The 21,559-nt window shown below is 58.9% G+C and carries 19 protein-coding genes and 1 riboswitch; of the genes, 13 read left to right on the top strand and 6 right to left on the bottom strand.

The window, feature by feature from the left end:
- The first annotated feature begins 131 nt into the window (after nucleotides 1–131).
- The 4 genes from ACX3YF_RS05005 to ACX3YF_RS04990 all read left to right on the top strand — a co-directional run bounded on the left by ACX3YF_RS05005 (nucleotide 132) and on the right by ACX3YF_RS04990 (nucleotide 4,885).
- On the top strand, nucleotides 132–467 hold the full coding sequence (locus ACX3YF_RS05005) for a YceK/YidQ family lipoprotein (protein ID WP_189340292.1): 336 nt from the start codon (nucleotides 132–134) through the stop codon (nucleotides 465–467).
- A gap of 144 nt (nucleotides 468–611) precedes the next feature.
- Nucleotides 612–2,366, top strand: a complete 1,755-nt coding sequence (locus ACX3YF_RS05000; protein WP_130205007.1) for a carbamoyltransferase family protein — start codon at nucleotides 612–614, stop codon at nucleotides 2,364–2,366.
- Complete coding sequence (locus ACX3YF_RS04995) at nucleotides 2,359–3,264, top strand: glycosyltransferase family 2 protein (RefSeq protein ID WP_130205005.1); 906 nt, start codon at nucleotides 2,359–2,361, stop codon at nucleotides 3,262–3,264. Before ACX3YF_RS05000 ends, ACX3YF_RS04995 begins: the two co-directional genes overlap by 8 nt.
- A 163-nt stretch (nucleotides 3,265–3,427) precedes the next feature.
- Nucleotides 3,428–4,885, top strand: a complete 1,458-nt coding sequence (locus tag ACX3YF_RS04990; RefSeq protein WP_448645699.1) for a hypothetical protein — start codon at nucleotides 3,428–3,430, stop codon at nucleotides 4,883–4,885.
- Nucleotides 4,886–4,888: 3 nt separating this feature from the next.
- Here the strand turns inward: ACX3YF_RS04990 and ACX3YF_RS04985 are convergent, their stop codons facing one another.
- On the bottom strand, nucleotides 4,889–5,542 hold the full coding sequence (locus tag ACX3YF_RS04985) for a BUD32 family EKC/KEOPS complex subunit (protein ID WP_458973475.1): 654 nt from the start codon (nucleotides 5,540–5,542) through the stop codon (nucleotides 4,889–4,891).
- 126 nt (nucleotides 5,543–5,668) lie between these two features.
- Between ACX3YF_RS04985 and msbA the strand changes: the two genes are divergently transcribed.
- The 7 genes from msbA (at nucleotide 5,669) to ACX3YF_RS04950 (ending at nucleotide 13,955) form a co-directional block, all read left to right on the top strand.
- Entirely contained in the window at nucleotides 5,669–7,489 is a 1,821-nt protein-coding gene (gene msbA / locus ACX3YF_RS04980; RefSeq protein WP_130205002.1) for a lipid A export permease/ATP-binding protein MsbA, read from the top strand.
- Nucleotides 7,483–8,379 carry a GNAT family N-acetyltransferase gene (locus tag ACX3YF_RS04975; protein WP_130205000.1) on the top strand — a complete coding sequence of 299 codons (897 nt, stop codon included), beginning with the start codon at nucleotides 7,483–7,485 and terminating at the stop codon, nucleotides 8,377–8,379. The genes msbA and ACX3YF_RS04975 overlap by 7 nt, the downstream gene beginning before the upstream one ends.
- A 4-nt stretch (nucleotides 8,380–8,383) precedes the next feature.
- Nucleotides 8,384–9,784, top strand: coding sequence for a PIG-L deacetylase family protein (locus ACX3YF_RS04970; protein ID WP_458973474.1), 1,401 nt, complete (start codon nucleotides 8,384–8,386; stop codon nucleotides 9,782–9,784).
- Between the two features lie 64 nt (nucleotides 9,785–9,848).
- Complete coding sequence (gene hldE / locus ACX3YF_RS04965; RefSeq protein WP_448645701.1) at nucleotides 9,849–11,270, top strand: bifunctional D-glycero-beta-D-manno-heptose-7-phosphate kinase/D-glycero-beta-D-manno-heptose 1-phosphate adenylyltransferase HldE; 1,422 nt, start codon at nucleotides 9,849–9,851, stop codon at nucleotides 11,268–11,270.
- A gap of 128 nt (nucleotides 11,271–11,398) precedes the next feature.
- Nucleotides 11,399–12,373: a glycosyltransferase gene (locus ACX3YF_RS04960; RefSeq protein WP_448645702.1), complete on the top strand. Its 975-nt coding sequence runs from the start codon at nucleotides 11,399–11,401 to the stop codon at nucleotides 12,371–12,373.
- Nucleotides 12,374–13,081, top strand: coding sequence for a hypothetical protein (locus ACX3YF_RS04955; RefSeq protein ID WP_448645703.1), 708 nt, complete (start codon nucleotides 12,374–12,376; stop codon nucleotides 13,079–13,081).
- A gap of 73 nt (nucleotides 13,082–13,154) precedes the next feature.
- Complete coding sequence (locus ACX3YF_RS04950) at nucleotides 13,155–13,955, top strand: hypothetical protein (RefSeq protein WP_448645704.1); 801 nt, start codon at nucleotides 13,155–13,157, stop codon at nucleotides 13,953–13,955.
- Between the two features lie 57 nt (nucleotides 13,956–14,012).
- Here ACX3YF_RS04950 and ACX3YF_RS04945 read toward each other — a convergent pair whose 3' ends face one another.
- The 4 genes from ACX3YF_RS04945 to ACX3YF_RS04930 form a co-directional block, all read right to left on the bottom strand.
- Entirely contained in the window at nucleotides 14,013–14,978 is a 966-nt protein-coding gene (locus ACX3YF_RS04945; protein WP_130204990.1) for a metal ABC transporter ATPase, read from the bottom strand.
- 32 nt (nucleotides 14,979–15,010) lie between these two features.
- On the bottom strand, nucleotides 15,011–15,823 hold the full coding sequence (locus ACX3YF_RS04940; protein ID WP_047536622.1) for an aldo/keto reductase: 813 nt from the start codon (nucleotides 15,821–15,823) through the stop codon (nucleotides 15,011–15,013).
- Nucleotides 15,820–16,995 (bottom strand): NAD(P)/FAD-dependent oxidoreductase, encoded by a 1,176-nt coding sequence (locus ACX3YF_RS04935; protein ID WP_130204988.1) that lies wholly within the window; start codon nucleotides 16,993–16,995, stop codon nucleotides 15,820–15,822. Before ACX3YF_RS04935 ends, ACX3YF_RS04940 begins: the two co-directional genes overlap by 4 nt.
- 90 nt (nucleotides 16,996–17,085) lie before the next feature.
- A complete protein-coding gene (locus tag ACX3YF_RS04930; protein WP_130204986.1) occupies nucleotides 17,086–17,418 on the bottom strand; it encodes a DMT family transporter in 333 nt (110 codons plus the stop codon).
- 102 nt (nucleotides 17,419–17,520) lie between these two features.
- Between ACX3YF_RS04930 and ACX3YF_RS04925 the strand changes: the two genes are divergently transcribed.
- Complete coding sequence (locus ACX3YF_RS04925; RefSeq protein WP_130204984.1) at nucleotides 17,521–18,441, top strand: LysR family transcriptional regulator; 921 nt, start codon at nucleotides 17,521–17,523, stop codon at nucleotides 18,439–18,441.
- Entirely contained in the window at nucleotides 18,434–19,714 is a 1,281-nt protein-coding gene (waaA, locus tag ACX3YF_RS04920) for a lipid IV(A) 3-deoxy-D-manno-octulosonic acid transferase (RefSeq protein ID WP_458973473.1), read from the top strand. Before ACX3YF_RS04925 ends, waaA begins: the two co-directional genes overlap by 8 nt.
- 72 nt (nucleotides 19,715–19,786) lie before the next feature.
- On the opposite strand, the gene ACX3YF_RS04915 is transcribed toward waaA, so the two are convergent.
- Nucleotides 19,787–21,223 carry a TolC family outer membrane protein gene (locus tag ACX3YF_RS04915; RefSeq protein WP_103403348.1) on the bottom strand — a complete coding sequence of 479 codons (1,437 nt, stop codon included), beginning with the start codon at nucleotides 21,221–21,223 and terminating at the stop codon, nucleotides 19,787–19,789.
- A 195-nt stretch (nucleotides 21,224–21,418) separates the two neighbouring features.
- A riboswitch (TPP riboswitch) is annotated at nucleotides 21,419–21,524 on the top strand.
- Nucleotides 21,525–21,559 lie beyond the last annotated feature (35 nt).

The following is a 21,559-nucleotide window of genomic DNA, read 5'->3' as shown; positions in this document are numbered from 1 at the left end:
AGGAGGCCTGAACAGCCAGCAATAAATCGGGACAAGTCCCTGGGAATTGTCCTACGCGATCTTGAGAAGCCATGAACTGTGGCCAGAATTACCACGGTGCTAGTTTGCCTGACGTTCTCGGAGGGCAGACTTTGACAATGAAAATGGCGGTTGCATGGGGTGCCATCGCACTGATGCTGGTGGGTTGCGGCACCGTCACAACGGTGCTGCAGGATGATGCAGACGCGGCTCGGGGGCTTCGAAGGCAAAAAACCTATTGCCAGTCCATTCCTCGGGTCTACAGCGGGTTGGCCTACGATTTTTGTGTATTGAATGCGCCGCCCGATCCCACGGGTATCCTCGTTCCATTCATTCTGCTGGACCTTGCCCTGTCGGGGGTACTGGACACCGTTGTGTTGCCGTACACGATTTACCAGCAAGGCATGGAGGGCAATGTCCGCATTTACTGGCGGCCTGCAAGCGGATAATCAGTGATGCGGTCACCGCTGTGAGTGCTTGCCGCTGCTTTTAAGCTATAATCCCGCCCTTTAGCTGTCTCTCGCCGCTTGCGAGGGCGCATTATTTTTTGAGGCGCGTTGCGCCTGCATGCAGACTAAAGAGGCTAGACCCCTGTGGCATTGACGATTCTTGGCCTGTCCGGCGCCCTTAGCCATGATCCTTCCGCAGCCTTGTACATCGACGGCAAGCTGGTCGCGGCGGCTGAAGAAGAGCGCTTTGTGCGCGATAAACATGCAAAGAACCGCATGCCCTACGAATCGGCGAAGTTCTGCCTGGAACAAGCCGGCATCAAGCCTTCCGACGTTGACGTGGTAGCGATTCCGTTCGCGCCCATCAGCCTGTTCGGCAAGGCGCGCTGGCATTACGCCAAGCGTTACTGGTACGCCCCGGACCGCGCCCTCGACGCGATCCTGATGGGCAACCGTCGCTACAAGCGCTATCGCAACAAGATCGTCTGGTGCCTGGAACAGCTGGGCTTCGATCCGAAGAAAATCAAGATCGAGCCGGTCGAGCACCACTTGGCCCACGCTTCCAGCGCTTACCATTGCTCCGGTTTCAAAGAGAAAACCGCGATTCTGGGGATCGATGGCAAGGGCGAATACGCCACGACCTTCTTCGGTTACGGTGAAAACGGCAAGATCCACAAGATCAAGGAGTTCTTCGATCCTGACTCCCTCGGCGGCCTGTACGGCGCGATCACCGAGTTCCTCGGTTTCGAGATGCTGGACGGTGAGTTCAAGGTCATGGGCATGGCGCCGTACGGCGATGCCAGCAAGTATGATTTCTCGCGCCTGGCCTCGTTCGAAAACGGCGAACTGGTGATCAACACCGACTATGCCAACGTCATCGGTCTGCGCCGCTATAAAGAGAAGGGCAAGGGTTTCTACTTCTCGCCGAAGCTGATCGAGTGGCTGGGTCCGAAGCGCGAAGGCGACATCGCCGACGAGCCTTACATCCACTACGCCGCGAGCATGCAAGCGCTGTTCGAAAAAATCTCGCTGCAGATGATCGACTACTACCTGGGTGACGTGCTCAAGCAGACCGGCAAGCTGGCCTTCGCTGGCGGCTGCGCACTGAACGTCAAGCTGAACCAGAAAATCATCGCCCGCGACGATATCAAGGAGCTGTTCGTGCAGCCGGCGTCCGGCGATGCCGGCACCGCGGTCGGCGCCGCAGCCTATGTGTCCCACGCCCGTGGCGTGCCGGTCGAGAAGATGGAGCACGTCTACCTCGGCCCGTCGTACAGCAACGAAGATGTGATCGCCGCGTGCGCCCGTCACGAGAACAAGCCGAAATGGCGCAAGCTCGACAACATGCCGGAGCAGATCGCCAAAATCATGGTCGATGGCAACCCGGTGGCGTGGTTCCAGGGTCGCATGGAGTTCGGTCCGCGTGCCTTGGGCGGTCGTTCGATCATCGGTTGCCCGAGCGTGCCTGGTGTGGCGGATCGCATCAACCACCAGATCAAGTTCCGCGAGCGCTGGAGGCCTTTCTGCCCGTCGATGCTCGACACCGTGGCACCGCAAATGATCAAGATCGATCACCCGGCGCCGTTCATGACCTTCACCTTCGAAGTGGCTGAAGAGTGGAAAACCCGCGTGCCGGAAGTCGTCCATGAAGACGGCACTTCCCGTGCCCAGGTGCTCAAGCGCGAATACAACCCGCGCTATTACGACATGATGAAGGCGCTGGAAGTCCTGACGGGTAACGGCGTGTCGCTGAACACCTCGCTCAACCGTCGCGGCGAACCGATGATCTGCTCGCCGACGGATGCCTTGAACATGTTCTTCGGTTCCGATCTACAGTACTTGATCATGGAAGACATTCTGGTGGTCAAAGAGGGCGCTGAAGGGTACGGCCTTGACTGAAACACTGATCAGTATCGTGATCCCTGCTTACAACTACGCCCGTACCCTGCCACGCGCAGTGGAGTCGGTACTGGCGCAGCTGGATGAGGCTGCCGCGGATTTGTTGGTCATCGATGATGGTTCGACCGATGAAACGCCACAGGTCTTGGAGAAGCTTCTCCGCGACCACCCGGGGCGCTTTCGTGCCTTGCGCAAAGCCAACGGTGGCGCGTCTTCGGTTCGCAACCGCGGGATCGAGGAGACCAGCGGTCACTATCTGATTTTTCTCGATGCAGACGATGAAATGGCTCCCGGGGCGCTGGCTGCATTGACTCAACACATCGCCAGTAACCCGCAAAGCCGGATGGTCATTGGTGGGCACTGGTCGGTGTTCGCTGATGGCAAACGCAGCCTGCATGTTGTGAGGCCTTTACCGGATACGGCTCGGCAGCGGGTGCAAGGCTATCTGCTGTACAAGAGCATATCGGTTTCCAATGGCGCCTGTGCGATGCATCGGGATGTTTTCGTCGCGGGAAATTATCCCGAACACTTGCGAAACGTTGAAGACATTCCAGTGTTCGCCCAAGTGTTCGCTCGCTACCCCTGCAGTGTGCTGAATCAGCCTTTGGCGCTCATTCACAAGCATGACGACAGCATGCGCAACGATCTGACCCAAAGCCTTGCCGCGGGTACGGAAATGATCAACGACGTTTTTTCCAGTCAGCGTATGCCTGAAGACTTGCATGACTTGCGCCAAGCGTTTCTGGCGCAGCGTTACCTGTCATTGTTTCGCGATTGCTACTCCCGGCGCGAATATAAGCTGGCCAGGAAATTCTACTTTCAGGCTCTGCGCTCCGACTGGCGAACGTTCGCTCGCTGGTCCTACACCCGCAAGGCTTTACGTCTGCTGTTTCGATGAATGGGCGGCGGTGATGATACAGTGCGCACCGTTTTTTTTATTTGTCTCATTTGGTCGCATTGCCAATGATCGGGCGAAGTGATGGGGTTGATCGCCTGACATCATTACTTCTGCGGGCGTTGGATTGACGGCGTACTTTGCTCGTGTTGTGAGGGGTTGGGTGATGGGCAGGGATGGTAGAGCGGGGGCTTATGTCGCCCGGATTGTTGATAAATACCCGGTTCGACTGGCGTTCTGGAGCAGTTTGCTGTTGTCCCTGATTGCGGTGATGGGCACTGCGACGGTGGGGCGTGATGCCGCGTTATACATCGATATTGCCCAGCAAGTTTCGGAGCACGGGCCGAGTGTGGCCTGGAAGCATTTCGACTGGCCGTGGTTTTCGTTTTTGCTGGCCGGTACCCACCTCGTCCTGCGCTTGCCATTGGAGTTGAGCGCCTATCTGTGGTGCGGTCTGTTTCTCGCCGGCACCTGCGCATTGATGGTCGATTGTGTTCGTCGGCGCTCCCCGGATACCGCTCGTTGGGCCTGCCTGGTGGTCCTGGCGATGCCTGCGGTCAATAGCTTTCGAAATGACATCATCCGCGAATACGGTTTCTGGTTTTTCTGCACGCTGGCGCTCTGGCTCGCGCTTCGATGGCAGGACCGTGGCGGTTGGCTGCGTGCGGCGCTCATTCACCTGGCCATTGTGGCGGGACTTTTCTTTCGTCTTGAGGCGGTGCTGTTGTTCCTTGCGCTGGGTCTGTGGCAGCTGCCGAATCTATGGTCGCCCACGCATCGCTCGCGGTTCATGCAGTTCGCTCTTTTGCCTGTGATCGGGTTGTTCGCTGCCTTGGTGTCAGGTGCGTTTTTGGCTCCGCGCCTGATGCTCTATCTGGAGATGATCACCCCTCGTAACGTGTTCGCGTCATTCCAGATGTTGTCTGAGCAGTTTGGCAATTCGCTGGTCAACAAGTACTCGCGGGACGAAGCGGGGCGAATTATTTTCTTTGGCATTCTGGCGTCCCTGTCGATCAGCTTTGTGAAGCTGATGGGGCCTTTTGCTGTTCCTTTCGTGCTGCGACGCAATTGGGGTGCTTTGAGCGCCTATTGGCGTGACTATCGTCCGTTTGCCTGGGCGGCCTTGCTGTACGCGGTGGTGTTGGTTCTGTTCTTTATCAAGGAGCAGTTCATGAACACGCGCTATGTGAGCTTCTTGAATTTGCTGTTTGTGCCCGTGTTGGCGATGGGCTTGTCGGCTTTTGCCCGTCAATTTCCTCGCGGGTGCAAAGCGCTGGTGGTGCTGGGGCTTTTGGTGATGCTGTCCAACGTCCTTTCCTTCGGTGCCGGTAAAACCCATTACATCGAGGCGGGACACTGGATGGCTGCCCATACCGAGTCTGGTGAATCAGCCTACTTTGAGGATGGGCGCATCAGCTATTACGCTGGGCGTGGTTACGTTCTCCCGCTGCTGACGCGTGAGGAGGCGATGTCTGCGCAGCATGCCGGGGAGTACCGGTACTTTCTCATTGATGCGAAGGAAGGCGAGCCATGGCTGAGTGCATGGCTGGCGGAGCACAATCTGCGGATCTTGGCCCATTTCGCCAATCGAAAGGGCGCCACGGTGTTGGTTATAGGCCGGTAAGGCTTAACCGATCAACAGGCGCAGGCGCTTGATGAGTGGAGCCTGCTGCTGGCTTGGCAGGGCCTGGCGGTAGCCTTCAAGAAAGGTGGTGCCAGCGTCTTGGCCCAGCAGCCACTGCCGGTCTTCCTTGTAGCGCAGCAGGTGAGCAAAGTTGCGCAGGCGTTTGCTGTTGCTCATGGCGCGTTTCTGGCAGTGCAAGTCAGCGATATCGATCAGGCCCAGCGTTTTCTCCGGGGTCAGAACCACATTGCCAAAGTGCAGCGATCGAAAGTACACGCCCTTTTCATGCAGTAGGGCGATGAAGCCTCCGAGCTGGAACCTCAATGCATCAGCCTCTTCGGTGCTATTGTGCAGTTGACGAACTGTCATGCCTTCCAGGGGGCTGTAATACACGCAGTCTCGTTGAATGCTGGGGATGCGGTACACCGCAACAACTGTCGGGCAGAGAATGCCGCGTTGCTTCAAGGCCCGAGTGTTGTCTGCGAAGCGTTGAGCATAAGGAAAGAGCAGTGCCGAACTGAGCAATCGCTTGCGACGGAACAGTTTGAGCATCTTTCCGTCAGTCAGCCTGAGTACCTTGTCGCCGGAACCATCAGCTTCCAGTACGTGTGCACCTTTGCGCAGTGCCTCGTAGGTGCTGTGATCAATCGCTTGCATGCCTGACTCCCAATCATTAGGCGGTTATCTTAACCGACTTGGTCGGGAGGTGGCTTCCTGTCATGTTTATTGGGGCCGTTGGGGCGTGTGATATCATCGGCACCTTACTGATTTGTGCGGATTACCATGAGCAATCCTGAACCGAAAGCCCAGTCCACGCTGGCGATCTATTTCCGTCTTTTGACTTACGTTCGGCCTTATGTCGGCATGTTCATGCTGAGTATCGTGGGCTTTTTGATCTTCGCATCGACCCAGCCGATGCTCGCTTATATCCTCAAGTATTTCGTTGACGGCCTGGCCAATCCCGAGATCAGCCTGTTTCCGGGCAATCCTTATCTGGGTAAGTTGCAGTTGCTGGAAAGTGTGCCGCTGATGATTATCGCGATCGCGATCTGGCAGGGGATTGGTTCATATCTGGGAAACTTCTTTCTCGCGCGGGTTTCCCTTGGGCTTGTGCATGATCTACGGGTGGTTCTGTTCAACAAGTTGCTGGACCTGCCCAATGGTTACTTTGACAAGAACAACTCCGGCCACCTGATTTCCCGCATCACCTTTAACGTGACGATGGTGACCGGTGCTGCGACCGATGCGATCAAGGTGGTTATTCGCGAAGGCATGACCGTGATTTTTCTGTTCTGCACCCTGTTGTGGATGAACTGGAAGCTCACGCTTGTCATGGTGGCCATCTTGCCGGTGATCGGCATGATGGTGAACAGCACCAGCCGCAAATTCCGCAAGCAAAGCAAAAAGATCCAGTTGTCGATGGGCAATGTCACCCACGTTGCATCCGAGACTATCCATGGTTATCGCGTGGTGCGCAGCTTCGGTGGCGAAACCTATGAAAAGAAGCGCTTTTTAGAGGCCAGCCAGAGCAATACCGACAAGCAACTGACGATGACCAAGACAGGCGCGGTTTACACGCCGGTGCTCCAGCTGGTGACCTATAGCGCCATGGCCGTGGTCATGTTCCTGGTGTTGTACCTGCGTGGCGATTCGTCTCCTGGCGAGCTGGTGGCCTACATCACCATGGCGGGTTTGCTGCCCAAGCCAATTCGCCAGCTTTCGGAAGTCAGCTCGACCATCCAGAAAGGTGTGGCGGGTGCCGAGAGTATTTTCGAGCAACTGGACGAGCCTGCAGAGGTTGATCAGGGCACCGTTGAGCCAGATCGTCTCGAGGGGCGTCTGGAAGTGCGCAATCTCAGCTTCAGTTACCCCGACAGCGACAAACAGGTTCTGGATGACATCAGTTTCACTATCGAGCCTGGTCAGATGGTCGCGTTGGTCGGGCGTTCAGGCAGTGGCAAATCCACCCTGGCCGGTCTGATTCCACGCTTTTATCAGCACGAACAGGGCCAGATTTTGCTCGATAATGTGCAGGTCGAGGATTTCACGCTACGCAGCCTGCGTCGGCAAATTGCCTTGGTGACCCAGCAAGTCACCTTGTTCAACGACACTGTTGCCAACAATATCGCCTACGGTGATCTGGCAGGTACGCCGCTTGAAGAGGTCAAGAAAGCGGCGACTGAGGCCTATGCCGACGAGTTCATCGCCAAGATGCCGCAAGGCTACGAAACGATGGTCGGTGAGAATGGTGTCTTGCTGTCCGGCGGTCAACGTCAACGCATCGCCATTGCTCGAGCGCTGCTCAAGGACGCACCGTTGTTGATCCTGGACGAGGCGACTTCGGCTCTGGATACCGAGTCCGAGCGACATATCCAGGCAGCCCTGGATCACGTGGTCAAGAACCGCACGACGCTGGTGATCGCTCACCGCTTGAGCACCATCGAAAGGTCTGATCTGATTCTGGTCATGGATAGCGGTCGAATCGTTGAGCGCGGTACGCATGCGCAGCTCTTGGAACTCAATGGCTATTACTCCCGCCTGCATTCCAAAGAGTTCCAGGAAGGAGATGAACCACAACCGACACATGTGATCGGCATATGCTGACGATTTTCCGCGGCTGGCGCGAGCGTGGCTGGACCGAAATCGACCGTGAAACCTATGAGCAGGCGTGGCAGCGTTTTGGCGGCAGTTTCGCCACCCACCCGGTGGTGGTTGAGCGTTTGTCCGGGTTCGTTGGCGTCGAGCTGCGTTATCTGGGTTGGTTAGTCGACGGTGCAGTCGTGGCAGCTGTTGCCTCTTGGGGGCGTCATGTGGCCTTGTCCAAGGAAGTGCTCAAGCGAGAGGGTAAGCGCGGGCTGCTCGACATGGGGAACGCAGAGATCATTCTGCCGATCGCCCCGGACGTTGTAGTGCCAGTGCGTCAGCGAATGGCTTATGTCTCGCAGCTCAATGCCGCACAGATCAGCACATTGCGTGCGCAACCTGAGGGGCTCGCCCTGGCGCGAGCGCCGGAGGACTACTCGAAGAAGTTTCGCTACAACCAGCGTCGAGAACAACGCCTCCTGGAAGAGGCCGGTGGCGCATTGATCCCGATGGCCGAGCTGACGCCTCAGGAGCAGGCGGCAGCGTACAGCGACCTGTTTGAGCGTCGCTGGGGATTTGCCGTTCCCGGCAAGGCAGGTTTGATAGAGGTCTTCACTTTACTGCGTGAGTTCATGACCGGCTCGGTGGTGATGCTGGACTCGGCACCTGTTGCCATTCAGATTCTTTATCGCGTCGAAGCGCCGCAGTGGGTTTCGCTGGAGTACATCAACGGCGGTGTGGACCCCCAGAGTCGTGAGTTCAGCCCCGGCAGTGTGCTGAGCTTCGTCAATACCCAGCAGGCCTGGGCGGATGCCCAGGCACTGGGCAAGACTCTACGGTATTCATTCGGTCGTGCAGACCGCGAGTATAAGGATCGCTGGTGTCATACTGTGCCGGTCTATCAGGTTTGAACTCATGAACACCCGCAAGCAACGGCTTCTTAAGGCACATCGACGCAACAAACGCCTGTTCCTCGTCGTTTTCCTGCTGTCGCTGGTGGTCATCGGTTTCTCGCTAAAATGGTGGTTGGTGCCGCTCCTGCTCGTCCTGGCTTGGGTGGCGCACGAGGCATGGTTTGCCGATCATCTGTTTTATCGGGCCAGTGACGATTATCAGTACGAATTCCCGCCAGGTACGCCGTGTCAGACGGTGAGCGTGGACAACGGCGTTGTGCGTTTGGGCGAGCCGTTGGCCGAGGGTGAGACGCTCATTCTCGAACTTGAGTTGAAGAGCTCCTGGCTGGGGCGCTGGCTTGATCCGTACATCGAGGTCGGTGATGACCGCCAGGACTTCGAGCGTGGCGTCAAAGGGCGGCGTTTCCTCAACGTTTCAGGGCAAGGCGATGCGCTTGGGGAGAACTGGCTGACGATCAGGGGGCGTTATTGCTCCATGGCTGCCAAGGGCAAGCTGTGGGTCATGGTCAATCCCGATTACACTCGCCAGCGCGTGATGGTCATGGCGCCGCACGCCGACGACGCTGAGCTGGCGGCATTCGGTCTTTACAGTCGCGCCGAAGAGGTCAGCATCGTCACGCTGACCCAGGGTGAGATCGAAGCCGATACCTATCAGCGCCTGGGCCTGAGCCCGGCTCAAGCCGCGCGATTGAAAGGTCGTCTGCGTAGTTGGGACAGTCAGGCCATCCCCCTTTGGGGCGGGGTGCCCGTCAATCATTGTCTGCAGTTGGGTTATTACTGCCTGCAATTGCCCTTGATGGCCCAGGACCCGGCCAAGGCTTTTGGCTCGCGCGAGTCCGGCGACAGTGACGTGCGAAGTATGCGTCGGCACAACTCGTTGCGTTTGCCCGCCGATGTTGACGGTGCGCCGACCTGGCAAAACCTGGTTGCCGACCTGAAATCATTGCTGGAGCACTTTCGCCCGGAGGTGATCGTGACGCCCCATCCTGAACTGGACCCTCATGGTGATCATGTTGCCTCCACTCGCGCTGTTCTTGAGGCAGTCGCTGCCAGCGCCTGGAAGCCGAAGACTTTGCTGATGTACGCCAACCACCTGCATGACAATGATCGCTGGCCAATGGGGCCTGCCGGGGCTGGCATCGCTTTGCCTCCCGCCGTCGAGCCGCTGCCCGCCGACAGGCTGTGGAGTCCGCTGCTGTCCCGGGATGTGCAATTGGACAAGGCGATGGCCCTGGCGATGGAGCATGACCTGCAAGGGGCGCCGGTATTCAAACGGCAATTGCGACGCTGGATTCAGCAGGTTTTGGCGTGCCGGCGCTGGCCAGTCACGGGCAGTAACGAGTTTTTCCGCAAGGCCGTCCGGCGCCATGAATTGTTCTGGGTACGCGACGTTTCAGAATGAAGCGGACGGCGCTTGCCCCTGTGTTAATATCGCGCCCCTGTTCATTTTGTATGTGGGTTGCTCCATGAAGTTGTCCATGCCGCGATTCGATCAAGCCCCTGTCTTGGTGGTCGGCGATGTCATGCTCGACCGTTACTGGCATGGTGGCACCTCACGGATTTCCCCTGAGGCACCCGTACCGGTCGTCAAGGTCGAGAACATCGAGGACCGCCCGGGCGGTGCCGCCAACGTTGCGTTGAACATTGCCGCACTCGGCGCGCCGGCCTCGCTGGTTGGCGTGACGGGCGACGATGAAGCCGCCGACAGCCTGGTCAATAGCCTCAAGGGCGCAGGTGTACGGGCGCTGTTCCAGCGTATCGCGCACCAGCCGACCATCGTCAAGCTGCGGGTCATGAGCCGTCATCAGCAGTTGCTGCGTATCGATTTCGAAGAACCGTTCGCCACCGACGCCATGGCGCTGGCGGTGCAAGTCGACGAATTGCTCGAAGGCATCAAGGTGCTGGTGCTGTCCGACTACGGCAAAGGCGCGCTGAAGAATCATCAGGTGCTGATCCAGGCGGCCCGTGCCCGTGGCATTCCGGTGCTGGCTGATCCCAAGGGCAAGGATTTCTCGATTTACCGGGGTGCGAGCCTGATCACGCCGAACCTCAGCGAGTTCGAAACCATCGTCGGTGGCTGCGCCGATGAGCACGAGCTGGTGAGCAAGGGCGCGAAGCTGATGCACGATCTCGAGCTCGGCGCCTTGCTGGTGACCCGTGGCGAGCATGGCATGACCCTGCTGCGTCCGGATCATCCGGCGTTGCACCTGCCGGCCCGTGCCCGTGAGGTGTTTGACGTTACCGGTGCTGGCGACACAGTGATTTCCACCCTGGCGGCGGCCATTGCTGCCGGTGAGGAGTTACCCCATGCGGTTGCCCTGGCCAACCTGGCCGCGGGCATCGTGGTCGGCAAGCTGGGTACGGCGGCCATTAGCGCACCGGAACTGCGCCGCGCCATTCAGCGTGAAGAAGGTTCCGAGCGTGGTGTGCTGGGTCTCGAGCAGTTGTTGCTCGCCGTTGACGACGCCCGTGCGCACAACGAGAAAATCGTGTTCACCAACGGCTGCTTCGACATCCTGCATGCCGGTCATGTGACGTATCTGGAACAGGCGCGGGCCCAGGGTGATCGTCTGATCGTCGCGGTCAACGACGACGCATCGGTGAGTCGCCTGAAGGGGCCGGGTCGTCCGATCAACAGTGTTGACCGACGCATGGCGGTGCTGGCGGGGCTGGGTGCTGTTGACTGGGTGATCAGTTTCCCGGAAGGCACGCCGGAAAACCTGCTGCGCGAGGTCAAACCTGATGTGCTGGTCAAGGGTGGGGACTACGGGATTGACCAAGTGGTCGGCGCGGACATCGTGACGGCTTACGGCGGCACCGTGAAAGTGCTGGGGCTGGTGGAAAACAGCTCGACAACGGCGATTGTCGAGAAAATTCGCAGCCGTTGATTCGTGATTTTTTCAGATTATGTACTGCGCGTCAGCGGGTTCTGCCACAAGGATTTAACGGTCCGGCAGGTGTTTTCTGGTTTGAACCTGATGCGCTTGCCTGCAATTGACGCGTGGTAAATAGCTATATGAGAGTCATGCTCCTGGTAATGGACGAACAGCGAGTCATCCTGGACCGGTTGTACGAAATCGTTCAACGACACTGCGATGAATGCATCGTCTATCGTCTGAGCAAACAACAGCAGATGAACCTGGGGCCGTTCCTTGCTTCTGTCGAGTATCAAAACTTCGACCGGGTGGTGATTTTCTCCAGGGTCAAGCGCCTCACCCGACAACTCAGGGTGTTGAAGTGTATTCGAGGTTTGGTCTTTCTTGAGCACGACGCTTATCAGAACTACATGCCCGCCAGCAAATACCGCCATGTGTACTCACGTCTGTACAGTCGTTTGCCGAGCTGCCGTGCGCTGGTATCGGGAGCGGTCGTTGCGCGTCAAATGCAGGCAGAGAATATTGACGCAGTGTTCGTTTCAAAAGGCTATGACGAACAGATGCTGCGTAATACCGGCATTGAAAGAGACATCCCCATCGGCTTTCTGGGAAGCCTGAAAAGTACTGAGTACGCTCAGCGCAAGGCGCTACTGGAGTCGCTTTCAAAGCGTACTGGCATGCTCGTGACCCGAACCAAGTCAGGTGCCGAGTACCTGGAAACGCTCAATCGCATCAAGATTTTTGTCAGCGCCGACATCGGCATGAATGAATTCATGATCAAGAATTTTGAAGCGATGGCCTGTGGTTGCGTGCTGCTGGCCTGGAGTCAGGGGGAAGAGGACGAGTTGCTCGGCTTTGAGGATATGCACAACACGGTGTTTTATCGCGGCGAAGATGAGGCTGTGGAGAAGATCAAGTTGCTGCAGAGCGACCCATTACTCGCGCAACGTATTGCTCGCAACGGACAAGAGTTTGCGCAAAGCCGCTACTCGTTTGCCCGTGTGGGTCAAACCCTGGCTGCCGAAATCCAGCGTGAAATGCGCGAATGGACACCGCCTTCTGCATTCACTCGCCTATGGGTAAAGCTACGCTACAGGATGAAGGTTCAGGGATAAATGACGCAGCTTCAAACGCCTGAAGCCGGTAAGGAAATGATGCTGGACGCACTGCCCGGTGGTCATCAAATTGTTGCCGATGGCATGCCGCAGCCGCTCAAGGATTGCCTGGGCCGAGCGGCCCGCGTTGTGCTGATCGCCAACAATCCGGCCATTACTGCGACGGACTTTCAGGCGCTGGACATCGGTGCCGATGACATCGTGGTCAGCTTCAATAACTGCATTCCGGCACCGCTGCTATCTGCGCAAAGCGTCAATGTGTTCGTTCATGGGTTCAATGCACCGGACGCGTACTTTTTCGGCCTTCCTTATGGGCCTCAGGTGCAGCGGCTTTTCGAACAGTCGGGTGAGCGTTGTTTCACAATGCTGGTGGGGTGTACTGGGCAGATCTGTCCCTTGCCGCGAGTGGCCCTCTACTGGGAGCGTATTCCATTGCCTGCGCTGTGGAACTACCCGGTGGACCGACCGGGAGGAAAACGTTATGTCGGCCCTTCCACCGGCTTCAATGCCCTGGTGTTGTTCGATTGGTTACGCGGTCATGCCGGTTATACCTATCAGCTCATGACATTGGGTTTTTCCAATGAAGCAGGAAAACTCTGGGGCGGTCATGCCTGGGCTTATGAGCGGGATTGGCTGGAAAAGTCGAACGTCACCGTCGTTCCATTGCAGCGTCGCCCCTGGTGGCAAGTACTGCTTCGTCGCAAATGAAAGTCGCATCGTATACGGTCGCAGGTGGGGGGCTGAAAAGCGGGCTCACATTAATTTTCAAAGGTGTTGGTGAGTGTTGAACATTGCAGTCGCATTTTTCGGTATTCCAAGAAACTCGCAAATCTGTTTTCCCTCCATTGAAGAAAATGTCCTTGCGCAGCTTCCTCCGGACAGCAACGTAAAGTGCTTTTACCACCTCTACAAAATTGACGAAGTGCAAAACTCGCGCTCAGGTGAGCGGGGTGAGTTGAAGGCCGATAATTATCAGGTCTTCGAATCCATGACGGGCCTGCTGGCTTCAACGGACGGCGTATTGGATCGTTGGGATTTTGATCGAGTCAAAACGCTTGGCGACACCTGGGCTGATGACTTTGCGTCACTGCGCAACCTGATCTATCAACTGAATTCGCTGCACGCTGTCACCACGATGATGGAGTCGTTCAATCCTGATTTCGTCGTATTTGTGCGACCGGACACTTTCTATCACACCCCGCTTCCCGCTTATGTGTTCAAGCACCCCGAAGCCAGGCGACGCAACATCTACATTCCGGATTGGCAGTGGTGGGGTGGGTTGAATGATCGTTTCGCCATTTGTGGGCGTGATACTTACGTTGCCTATGGCAAGAGGATTGAGCGCATCTTCGATTTCTGTACGGCGACCGGGCGCAAGCTGCATTCAGAGCGCCTGCTCAAATTCGTACTGCAGCAGGCAGGTGCCAAGGTCTGTACGGTGGATACCACGGCTTCGCGCGTGCGGATCAATGGTGCGTTTGCTGAAGAGTCGTTCTCTCCCAAGCGCAACATGGGCAAGCGTGAAAATCGCTATTTCCATTTTTTTGCACGGCTACGCACTTTCAGGGATAAGCAGCGCTAGAACTGGATTCAGTCCATCAGAGATGCGTTTGATTGCATTTCTGTAGTTGTTTTCCCCTTACTTGTTCAGGCTTCCCTTTACCAGCCGGATCAGTCCCATAGCCTTGGCACTCATCTGCTTGAGCCCTTGTCGCTGATTTTTGGGTGTGCAAAGCCCTTGCTGTGTGAGCCAGTCCTTCCAGCGGATGCGTTCTTCGCGAACAATCCAGCCTTCCTGGGTCGCAAAACTCTCTGCCAGGTAGAGCCCGCGAGTACTGGCCGGAATCAGCGAGCCGCGTTTAAGCGTAAACAGCTCGGGAACCGGGACGCCATCTTCAAGCGGCATCAGGTACAAATCGGGACGCTTGCGATCGAGTCGGGCGACCAGTTGATCGCCTTCCAGCCGTTCATCAACATGAAACAAACTCAAGGATTTGGCTTCCTTGGGCACGTCCAGGCGCAAGTCGTAGATCAATTGCAGCGACGCCGTCGGCAGATGCACGTAGGCGCGTGGGCGTTCGATCAACTGCAGGTTGGCGCAACGCACCGGCCGAGCCGAGCCGGACAGCGGCGTCAGGCGAAACGGCAAGGCCTCGCGGTAGTGCAGGGCCGACGAGTAGGGCGCCGGCAGCCAGGTGTCGTTGAAGCGTCCGCCGAGCCAGCCTTCCGGGGTTTCCAGCAGGCATTCTTCGGCAATCTCCTGGATGGCCGTGTGCAACGGCAGGTTCAGCTCGTGGGCCGGGACATAGCCGGAGATCAGCTTGAGCACCACGTCGCCACGATCCTGGCGGCGTTGACGCACCAGCACCCAGTAATCGCGATTCTGCCAATGCAGCGTCAGGCGTACCGAAACGCCGAGATTGGCCAGTTCAAGTGAAAACCGCTCCGTGTCGGCGACCGTCACCGGACGGCGACGCTGCAGGATCTGGGAGAAATTCAGCGGCCTCCCGACACTCTGATAGCTCAGGCCTTCGGGAGTCGCTTCGACGTATAACGGCAGGGTCTTGAAGTTGCTCGGGTTCTTTCTTATGAGCGTACGCGGCATGTCGGCTCCTGCTTAAGGCCGCGTGGGCGGCGTCAGTTGCTACGTAGGACCTGGGCAACGGTCGCGACGTTGTGGGCGAGGTGCAGCGGATTGATGGTCCCGACAATAGCACTGGCAACACCCGGATGTTCAAACAACAATTCGAAACTGGCGCGCACCGGGTCCACGCCCGGGCTCAGGCATGCGTGACCGCTGGCGAGGGCTTTTTTGACCAGAATGGCTTTGCCGTGAGCAGCAGCATAGTCAATGACAGCCTTTTCGGTTTGCTCGTTCAGATTGTAGGTGACCATCGCGCAATCACCTTGCTCCAGGGCCTTCAAGCCGCCGTCGACGGTTTTGCCGGAAAAGCCGAACCCGCGAATTTTCCCCTCGGCCTTGAGTTCGGCGAGGGTCGCATAGACTTCGCAGTCATTGAGGATCGCCAGGTCGTTGCCATCGGAATGCACCAGCACCAGGTCGATAAAATCCGTTTCCAGACGCTGCAGGCTGCGTTCTACCGAGAATCGGGTATGCGCGGCGCTGAAGTCATGCCGCGACAGGCCGTCGGCGAATTCTTCACCGACCTTGCTGACAATCACCCAATCCTGACGCTGACCGCGCAGTAAAGGGCCGAGGCGCTCCTCGCTGCGACCGTAGGCCGGAGCGGTGTCGATCAGGTTAATGCCCAGGTCGCGGGTCAGCTTGAGCAGCATGCGCGCTTCGTCGTCGTCAGGGATCTGAAAGCCATTGGGGTATTTCACCCCTTGATCGCGGCCGAGTTTCACCGTACCCAGGCCCAGCGGCGACACCAGCAGGCCGGTGCTGCCCAGGGGACGATGCAAGTCATGCAGGGTGGGTTGGCTCATGGCAGCAGTTGCTCCCACGCCGGGACGCCCATCGGCGGCTTTGGCAATTCGGGGAGTGGCGCCACCGGGCCCGGTTGAATGCCATCGCGGGCAAGGCTCGCAATCACCCGGTCGGCGAAGTCCGGCGCCAACGCCAGTTTGGTTGGCCAGCCCACCAGCAGCCGGCCCTCCTCGGCGAGAAACGCGTTGTCAGGGCGAGTCAGGCCCGATTGCAGCGGCTCGGCGCGATCCACGCGCAAGGTGGCCCATTGCACGGTGCTCAGGTCGATCCATGGCAGCAACTGGGCGAGTTCTTTCTGCGCAGTGGCGATTTGCTCCGCAGGCTCACGGTTGACGCCTTCGGTTTCGGCGATATCGCCGCCCAGATACCAGACCCATTGGCCATCGGCGGCCGGGTGCGTGGTGACGGTAAGGCGCGGTTTGGTGCCGCCGCCCAGGCAGTGGGCGTACAGCGGTTTGAGGCTCGGGCCCTTGGCGATGATCATGTGCAGCGGCCGCCGCTGCATGGCAGGCTGGCTCAGGCCCAGCGCTTCGAGCAGCGCAGCCGTTCCGCCGCCGGCGCTCAAGACGATGCGTTGGGCGCGGATCTCGCGCTCGTCCACCTTCAGGCCGACCAGCACGCCAGCTTCAAGCAGCGGCTCGATCTTCTGGCCGGCGAGCAACCCGTCACCCGCCAGATCGGCCAGGCGCCGGATCAGGCTCGGCACATCGACCACCAGTTCCGCCAGGCGATAGACTTTGCCCTTGAAGCGCTTGTCCTGAAGGGCGGGCGGCAGTTGATCGCCCTTGACCTGATCGACGCGACCACGCACGGCTTTACTGGCGAAAAAACTGGTGAGGTTGCCGGCGATCGTGCCCGGAGACCACAGGTAGTGCGCTTCGGACAGCAGGCGCACGCCGGACAGGTCCAGTTCGCCGTCACCGGCCAGGGCCTCACGCCAGCGGCGCGGCATGTCGGCGATGGCTTCCGAGGCGCCGGTCAGGGCGCCATGCAATGCGTATTTGGCGCCGCCGTGGATGATGCCCTGGGACTTCAGGCTTTGCCCGCCACCGAGACTGGCGCTTTCCACCAGCACGGTCGAAAACCCCTGGCGGCGCAGGCGCGCATTCAGCCAGAGGCCGGCGACACCAGCGCCGACAATCAGAACGTCGGTGGAAATAACGGATGGCATGCAGCGACCTCAGTGTTCAAGACGAGGGCGCAGTATACAGGCTCAAAGATTGGAGGGGCTGATGCACCCACAGTGGATTGTGCGCGGATCTTAATGCCCGGCAGTCCTGGAGAAGAGCTGGATGACAACAACGCCCAACACGATCAACGCCATCCCCAGCATCGCCGGCACATCCAGCTTCTGCCCGTAGATAAACAGCGCTGCCACGCTGACCATCACGATCCCCATGCCGGCCCAGACCGCGTAAGCCACGCCCACCGGCACGCTGCGCACCACCAGCGTCAGCATCCAGAAGGCAATCCCGTAACCGACAATCACCAGCAGCAGCGGCAGTGGGGTGCTGAAGCCTTTGACCGCTTTCATCGAAACAGTGGCAATCACTTCGGCGCAGATGGCAATGGCCAGGTAGTAGTAAGCGGTCATGGGTCAATCCTCGTATGAAGTGTTGCTTTCTGAGGTGGCATTCTAGGGATTCGTCAGATGCGGTAAAGTCATTACCTATCTGTTAATAAGATGGGTTTGGGCATGAGCATGCAATGGAACCTGGAGCAGCTGCGTTTGTTTGTCAGCGTGGCGGAGCAACGTTCGTTTTCGGCCGTGGCACGGAATCAGCGCAAGGCGCAGTCGGCGGTCAGCAGTTCGATCGCGCTGCTGGAGGAAGACCTGGGCGTCAGCCTGTTCGATCGCAGCAGTGGCCGACAGCCGAAACTCACCGAAGCCGGCAACACCTTGCTGGAAGAAGCGCGGGAAGTGCTGCGTCAATGTGAGCGCCTCAATGGCCGGGCGCTGGCGATGATGCGTGGACAGGAGGCGCGTCTGCGCCTGGCTCAGGATGAGGCCATGCCTTACCAGCCGGTCATCGAAAGCTTCGAAGCGCTGGCTGAGCGCTTTCCCAGCCTGGAGGTGCAATTGACCAGTGCGGCCCAGGGTGAGGTGGCGCGCAAACTGGTGGAGCGTCGTGCCGATCTGGGTTTGTTGTTCTTTCACGACCAGATCCCCGAAGCGCTGGAACGCCGAGTGCTTGGCAGCGTGGAAATGGTCACCGTGTGCGGCGTCGACCACCCGCTGGCGAAGCAGGCCCAGGTTGATCGCCAGGCGCTGGCCCGGCATCGCCAGCTGCTGATGTCGACCCAGTCCAGTCTCTATCCCGGCAGCGAGCCGGCCAGCCCGCAAGTCTGGCGGGCCGACAGCTTTTACGTGATGGCGGAATGGCTGGTGCGTGGCCTCGGCTGGGCCTGGCTGCCGCGCCACGTGGTGCAGTACCCGACCTATCAGGGGCAAATGGTCGAGTTGAGCAGCGAGTGGACCCCGCCGGCGTTGGTGGTGGAACTGGTCTGGCGCCGCGATGAACCCCTCGGTCCGGCGGCTCGCTGGCTGGCGGAACGTTTTGCCGTGCACTTGCAGGCGATCGGCGAAAAAACCGATAAACTCCGCCGCCATGAATAGAACTCTGTATACCGCGCTGTTTTATCTGGGGCTGCCATTGGTAGCGATTCGGCTGTGGCTGCGGGCGCGCAAGGCGCCGGCCTATGCCAAGCGCATTGGCGAGCGTTTCTCCTGTGGGATGCCGGTGATGCAACCGGGTGGCCTCTGGGTGCACGCGGTATCGGTGGGCGAAAGCATTGCCGCCGCGCCGATGATTCGCGCGCTGCTGCAACGTTATCCCCACCTGCCGATCACCGTCACTTGCATGACCCCGACCGGCTCGGAGCGCATCCAGGCGATGTTTGCCAATGAGCCGCGCATCCAGCACTGCTATTTGCCGTACGACTTGCCGTGCGCCGCCCGGCGCTTCCTTGATCGGGTCCAGCCAAGGCTGGCGGTGATCATGGAGACAGAACTGTGGCCCAACCATATCCATGAATGCGCCAGGCGCGGGATTCCCGTGGCGTTGGCCAATGCGCGCCTGTCCGAACGCTCGGCGAAAGGCTATGGCCGCTTTACCAAGCTGACCGGGCCGATGCTCGCCGAAATGAGCCTGTTCGCGGTGCAGACCGAAGCCGAGGCCCAGCGCTTCCGCGATCTGGGGGCTAGGGCGCAAACCGTTGAAGTCACTGGATCAATCAAGTTCGACCTGACCATCGACCCGCAGCTGTTGCAGCGAGCCGCCGAACTGCGTGGCCAATGGCAGGCGCAGGAACGCCCGGTGTGGATCGCGGCCAGTACCCACGAGGGCGAAGACGAGGTGGTGTTGGCGGCCCATCGTCAGTTGCTGGCGAGCCATCCCGATGCCTTGCTGATTCTGGTGCCGCGCCATCCCGAGCGTTTCAATGCGGTGTTCGAGTTGAGCCGACAGCAGGGCTTTGCCACGGTCCGTCGTTCCACGGGCGAGCCGGTCACTGCTTCGACGTCGGTGTTGCTGGGCGACACCATGGGCGAATTGCTGTTTCTCTATGCCTTGGCCGACAGTGCCTTCGTCGGTGGCAGCCTGGTGCCCAATGGCGGGCACAACCTGCTGGAACCGGCGGCGCTGGCCAAGCCAGTGTTGAGCGGTCCACATCTGTTCAACTTCCTCGAAATCGCCGCGCAGTTGCGCAGCGCCGGGGCGTTGCAGGAAGTGGAGGATGCCGAAGGCTTGGCACTGGCGGTGCAGCGTCTGTTCGAATTGCCCAGGGATGCGCAGCGGATGGCGGAGGCGGGGTTGAAGGTGATGCGCACCAATCAGGGCGCATTGCAGCGGTTGCTGGATGGGTTGGGGCGGTTGATCGAGCGGGCTTGAATCTGTCACTGACCCTTTGTGGCGAGGGAGCACGCTCGCTCGCCACAAAGGTCTTTCACCAGGACTTGTTTGTTACTGACCCGGTCTTGCATTCAACTGGTCAGCCGCCGCCTTGGCCAGATCCGGCGGCAGGAAGTCCTTGTCCGGGTTGTAGTCAGGCTTGAGCCACCGCGCCAGGTCCTGCAAATCCCCGGGGTTCAACGTGCCGGCCTGTTGCTTGAGGCGCAGGTTGTCGAGGATGTAGTCGTAGCGGGTGTTGTTGTAGTTGCGCACCGAGGTGTACAGCTGGCGTTGCGCATCCAGCACGTCAACGATGTTTCGTGTTCCCACCTGATAACCGATTTCGGTCGCTTCCACCGCACTCTGGTTGGAAATGATCGACTGCTTGCGTGCCTGTACCTGTTCGACGTCGGTATTCACCGCGCGGTGCAGGTCGCGGGTGTTTTCGACGATTTGCCGGCGCAGGGATTCGCGTTGCTGCTCGATCTGATCCAGTTGTGCATAGGATTGGCGCACCTGGGAGTTGATCAGGCCGCCGCTGTAGATCGGGATGTTCAGCTGCAGGCCCACCGACGTTTGCTCGACGTTGCCACCGTAGGGTTGGGGAAAGGCATTCGGGTTGCTGAAGCCCAGGGCGTCGTTATCGCCTTTTTCGTATTTCGCCACGGCATCGATGGTCGGCGCGTGGCCGGCCTTGCGCTGCTTGAGGGTTTGCTCGGCAGCGCTGACGGCGTAGTTGCTGGCCAACAGATTGAGGTTCTGTTTGGCCGCCGTTTCGACCCAGGCCTTGGCATCGTTCGGCGCTGGCGGCAGGATCGGCAGGTTGTGGCTGATGCCCTGGATCGAGTTGTACTGACGGTTGGTCAGGGTGATCAGCGCTTCAAATGCATCATCCACCTGGCGCTGCGCGACGATACGGTTGGCGCGTGCGGTGTCGTAGCTGGCTTGTGAGTTGAGCACGTCGGTCTTGTCCGAGAGGCCGACATCGAAGCGCTCATTGGACTGATCGAGCTGGCGTTTGAACGCGGCTTCCTCGGCCTTGGTCGAGGCCAGGTTGTCCTGGCTGCGCAGTACGTTGAAGTAACTGTTGGCGGTTTGCAGGATCAGGTTCTGCTCGGTTGCCGAGAGTTGCAGCGCGGCCTGCTCATTGACGTCCTTGGCGGCCTGGAACTGGAACCAGCGATCGGCACGGAACAACGGCTGCGCCAGCGTGGCCTGGTATGAATGAGCATTGCGGTTGGCGGTGGTCGACGGCTGATCGAGCGAGGTGCGCGCGCTGGACACTTGCGCGCCACCCGAGAGATTAGGCAGCAGGCCGGCGCGGGCCTGGGGCACGACTTCCTTCTGGGCGCCGTATTGGGCCATGGCGGCGGCGAGGTCGGCGTTGTTGTTCACCGCTTCCTGATAGACGCTGACCAGATCGGTTTTGTTGGATAAGGGCGCTTCTGCCCAGGCCATTCCATTGGACGCACAAGACACGGCCAGGGCCAGTGAGAGTTTGCGCAGCATAGGCGTTCCCTAGAATTAATATTACACAAGTAATTTGAGCGCCAAGGCTAAGGCGCGACACGTGCAACGTCAATGCGCGCGACGGCGTAGCGAGTGTAGTGGCGCATCGGGGCGCCAACAATCCTGCAATTGCGCCATTCATCATGGTATTTGCCGCAGTGTTGGCGTTCTTTGCCAGTTGTGTCTAGACTGGCCGGGTTCTTGTCGGGGTGCCTTGCTATGAGGCTGAGATCGAATAATTTCGGATCCCGTTGAACCTGATCAGGTTAGCGCCTGCGTAGGGAACAAGATTTCTCGTCACCCGGCGAGTCCTCTTGTGCTTCGTCCGGGATGTTG

The sequence above is a fragment of the Pseudomonas fluorescens group sp. PF-69 genome, from assembly GCF_054481235.1.
This window is presented reverse-complemented; position numbering and strand designations above follow the sequence as displayed.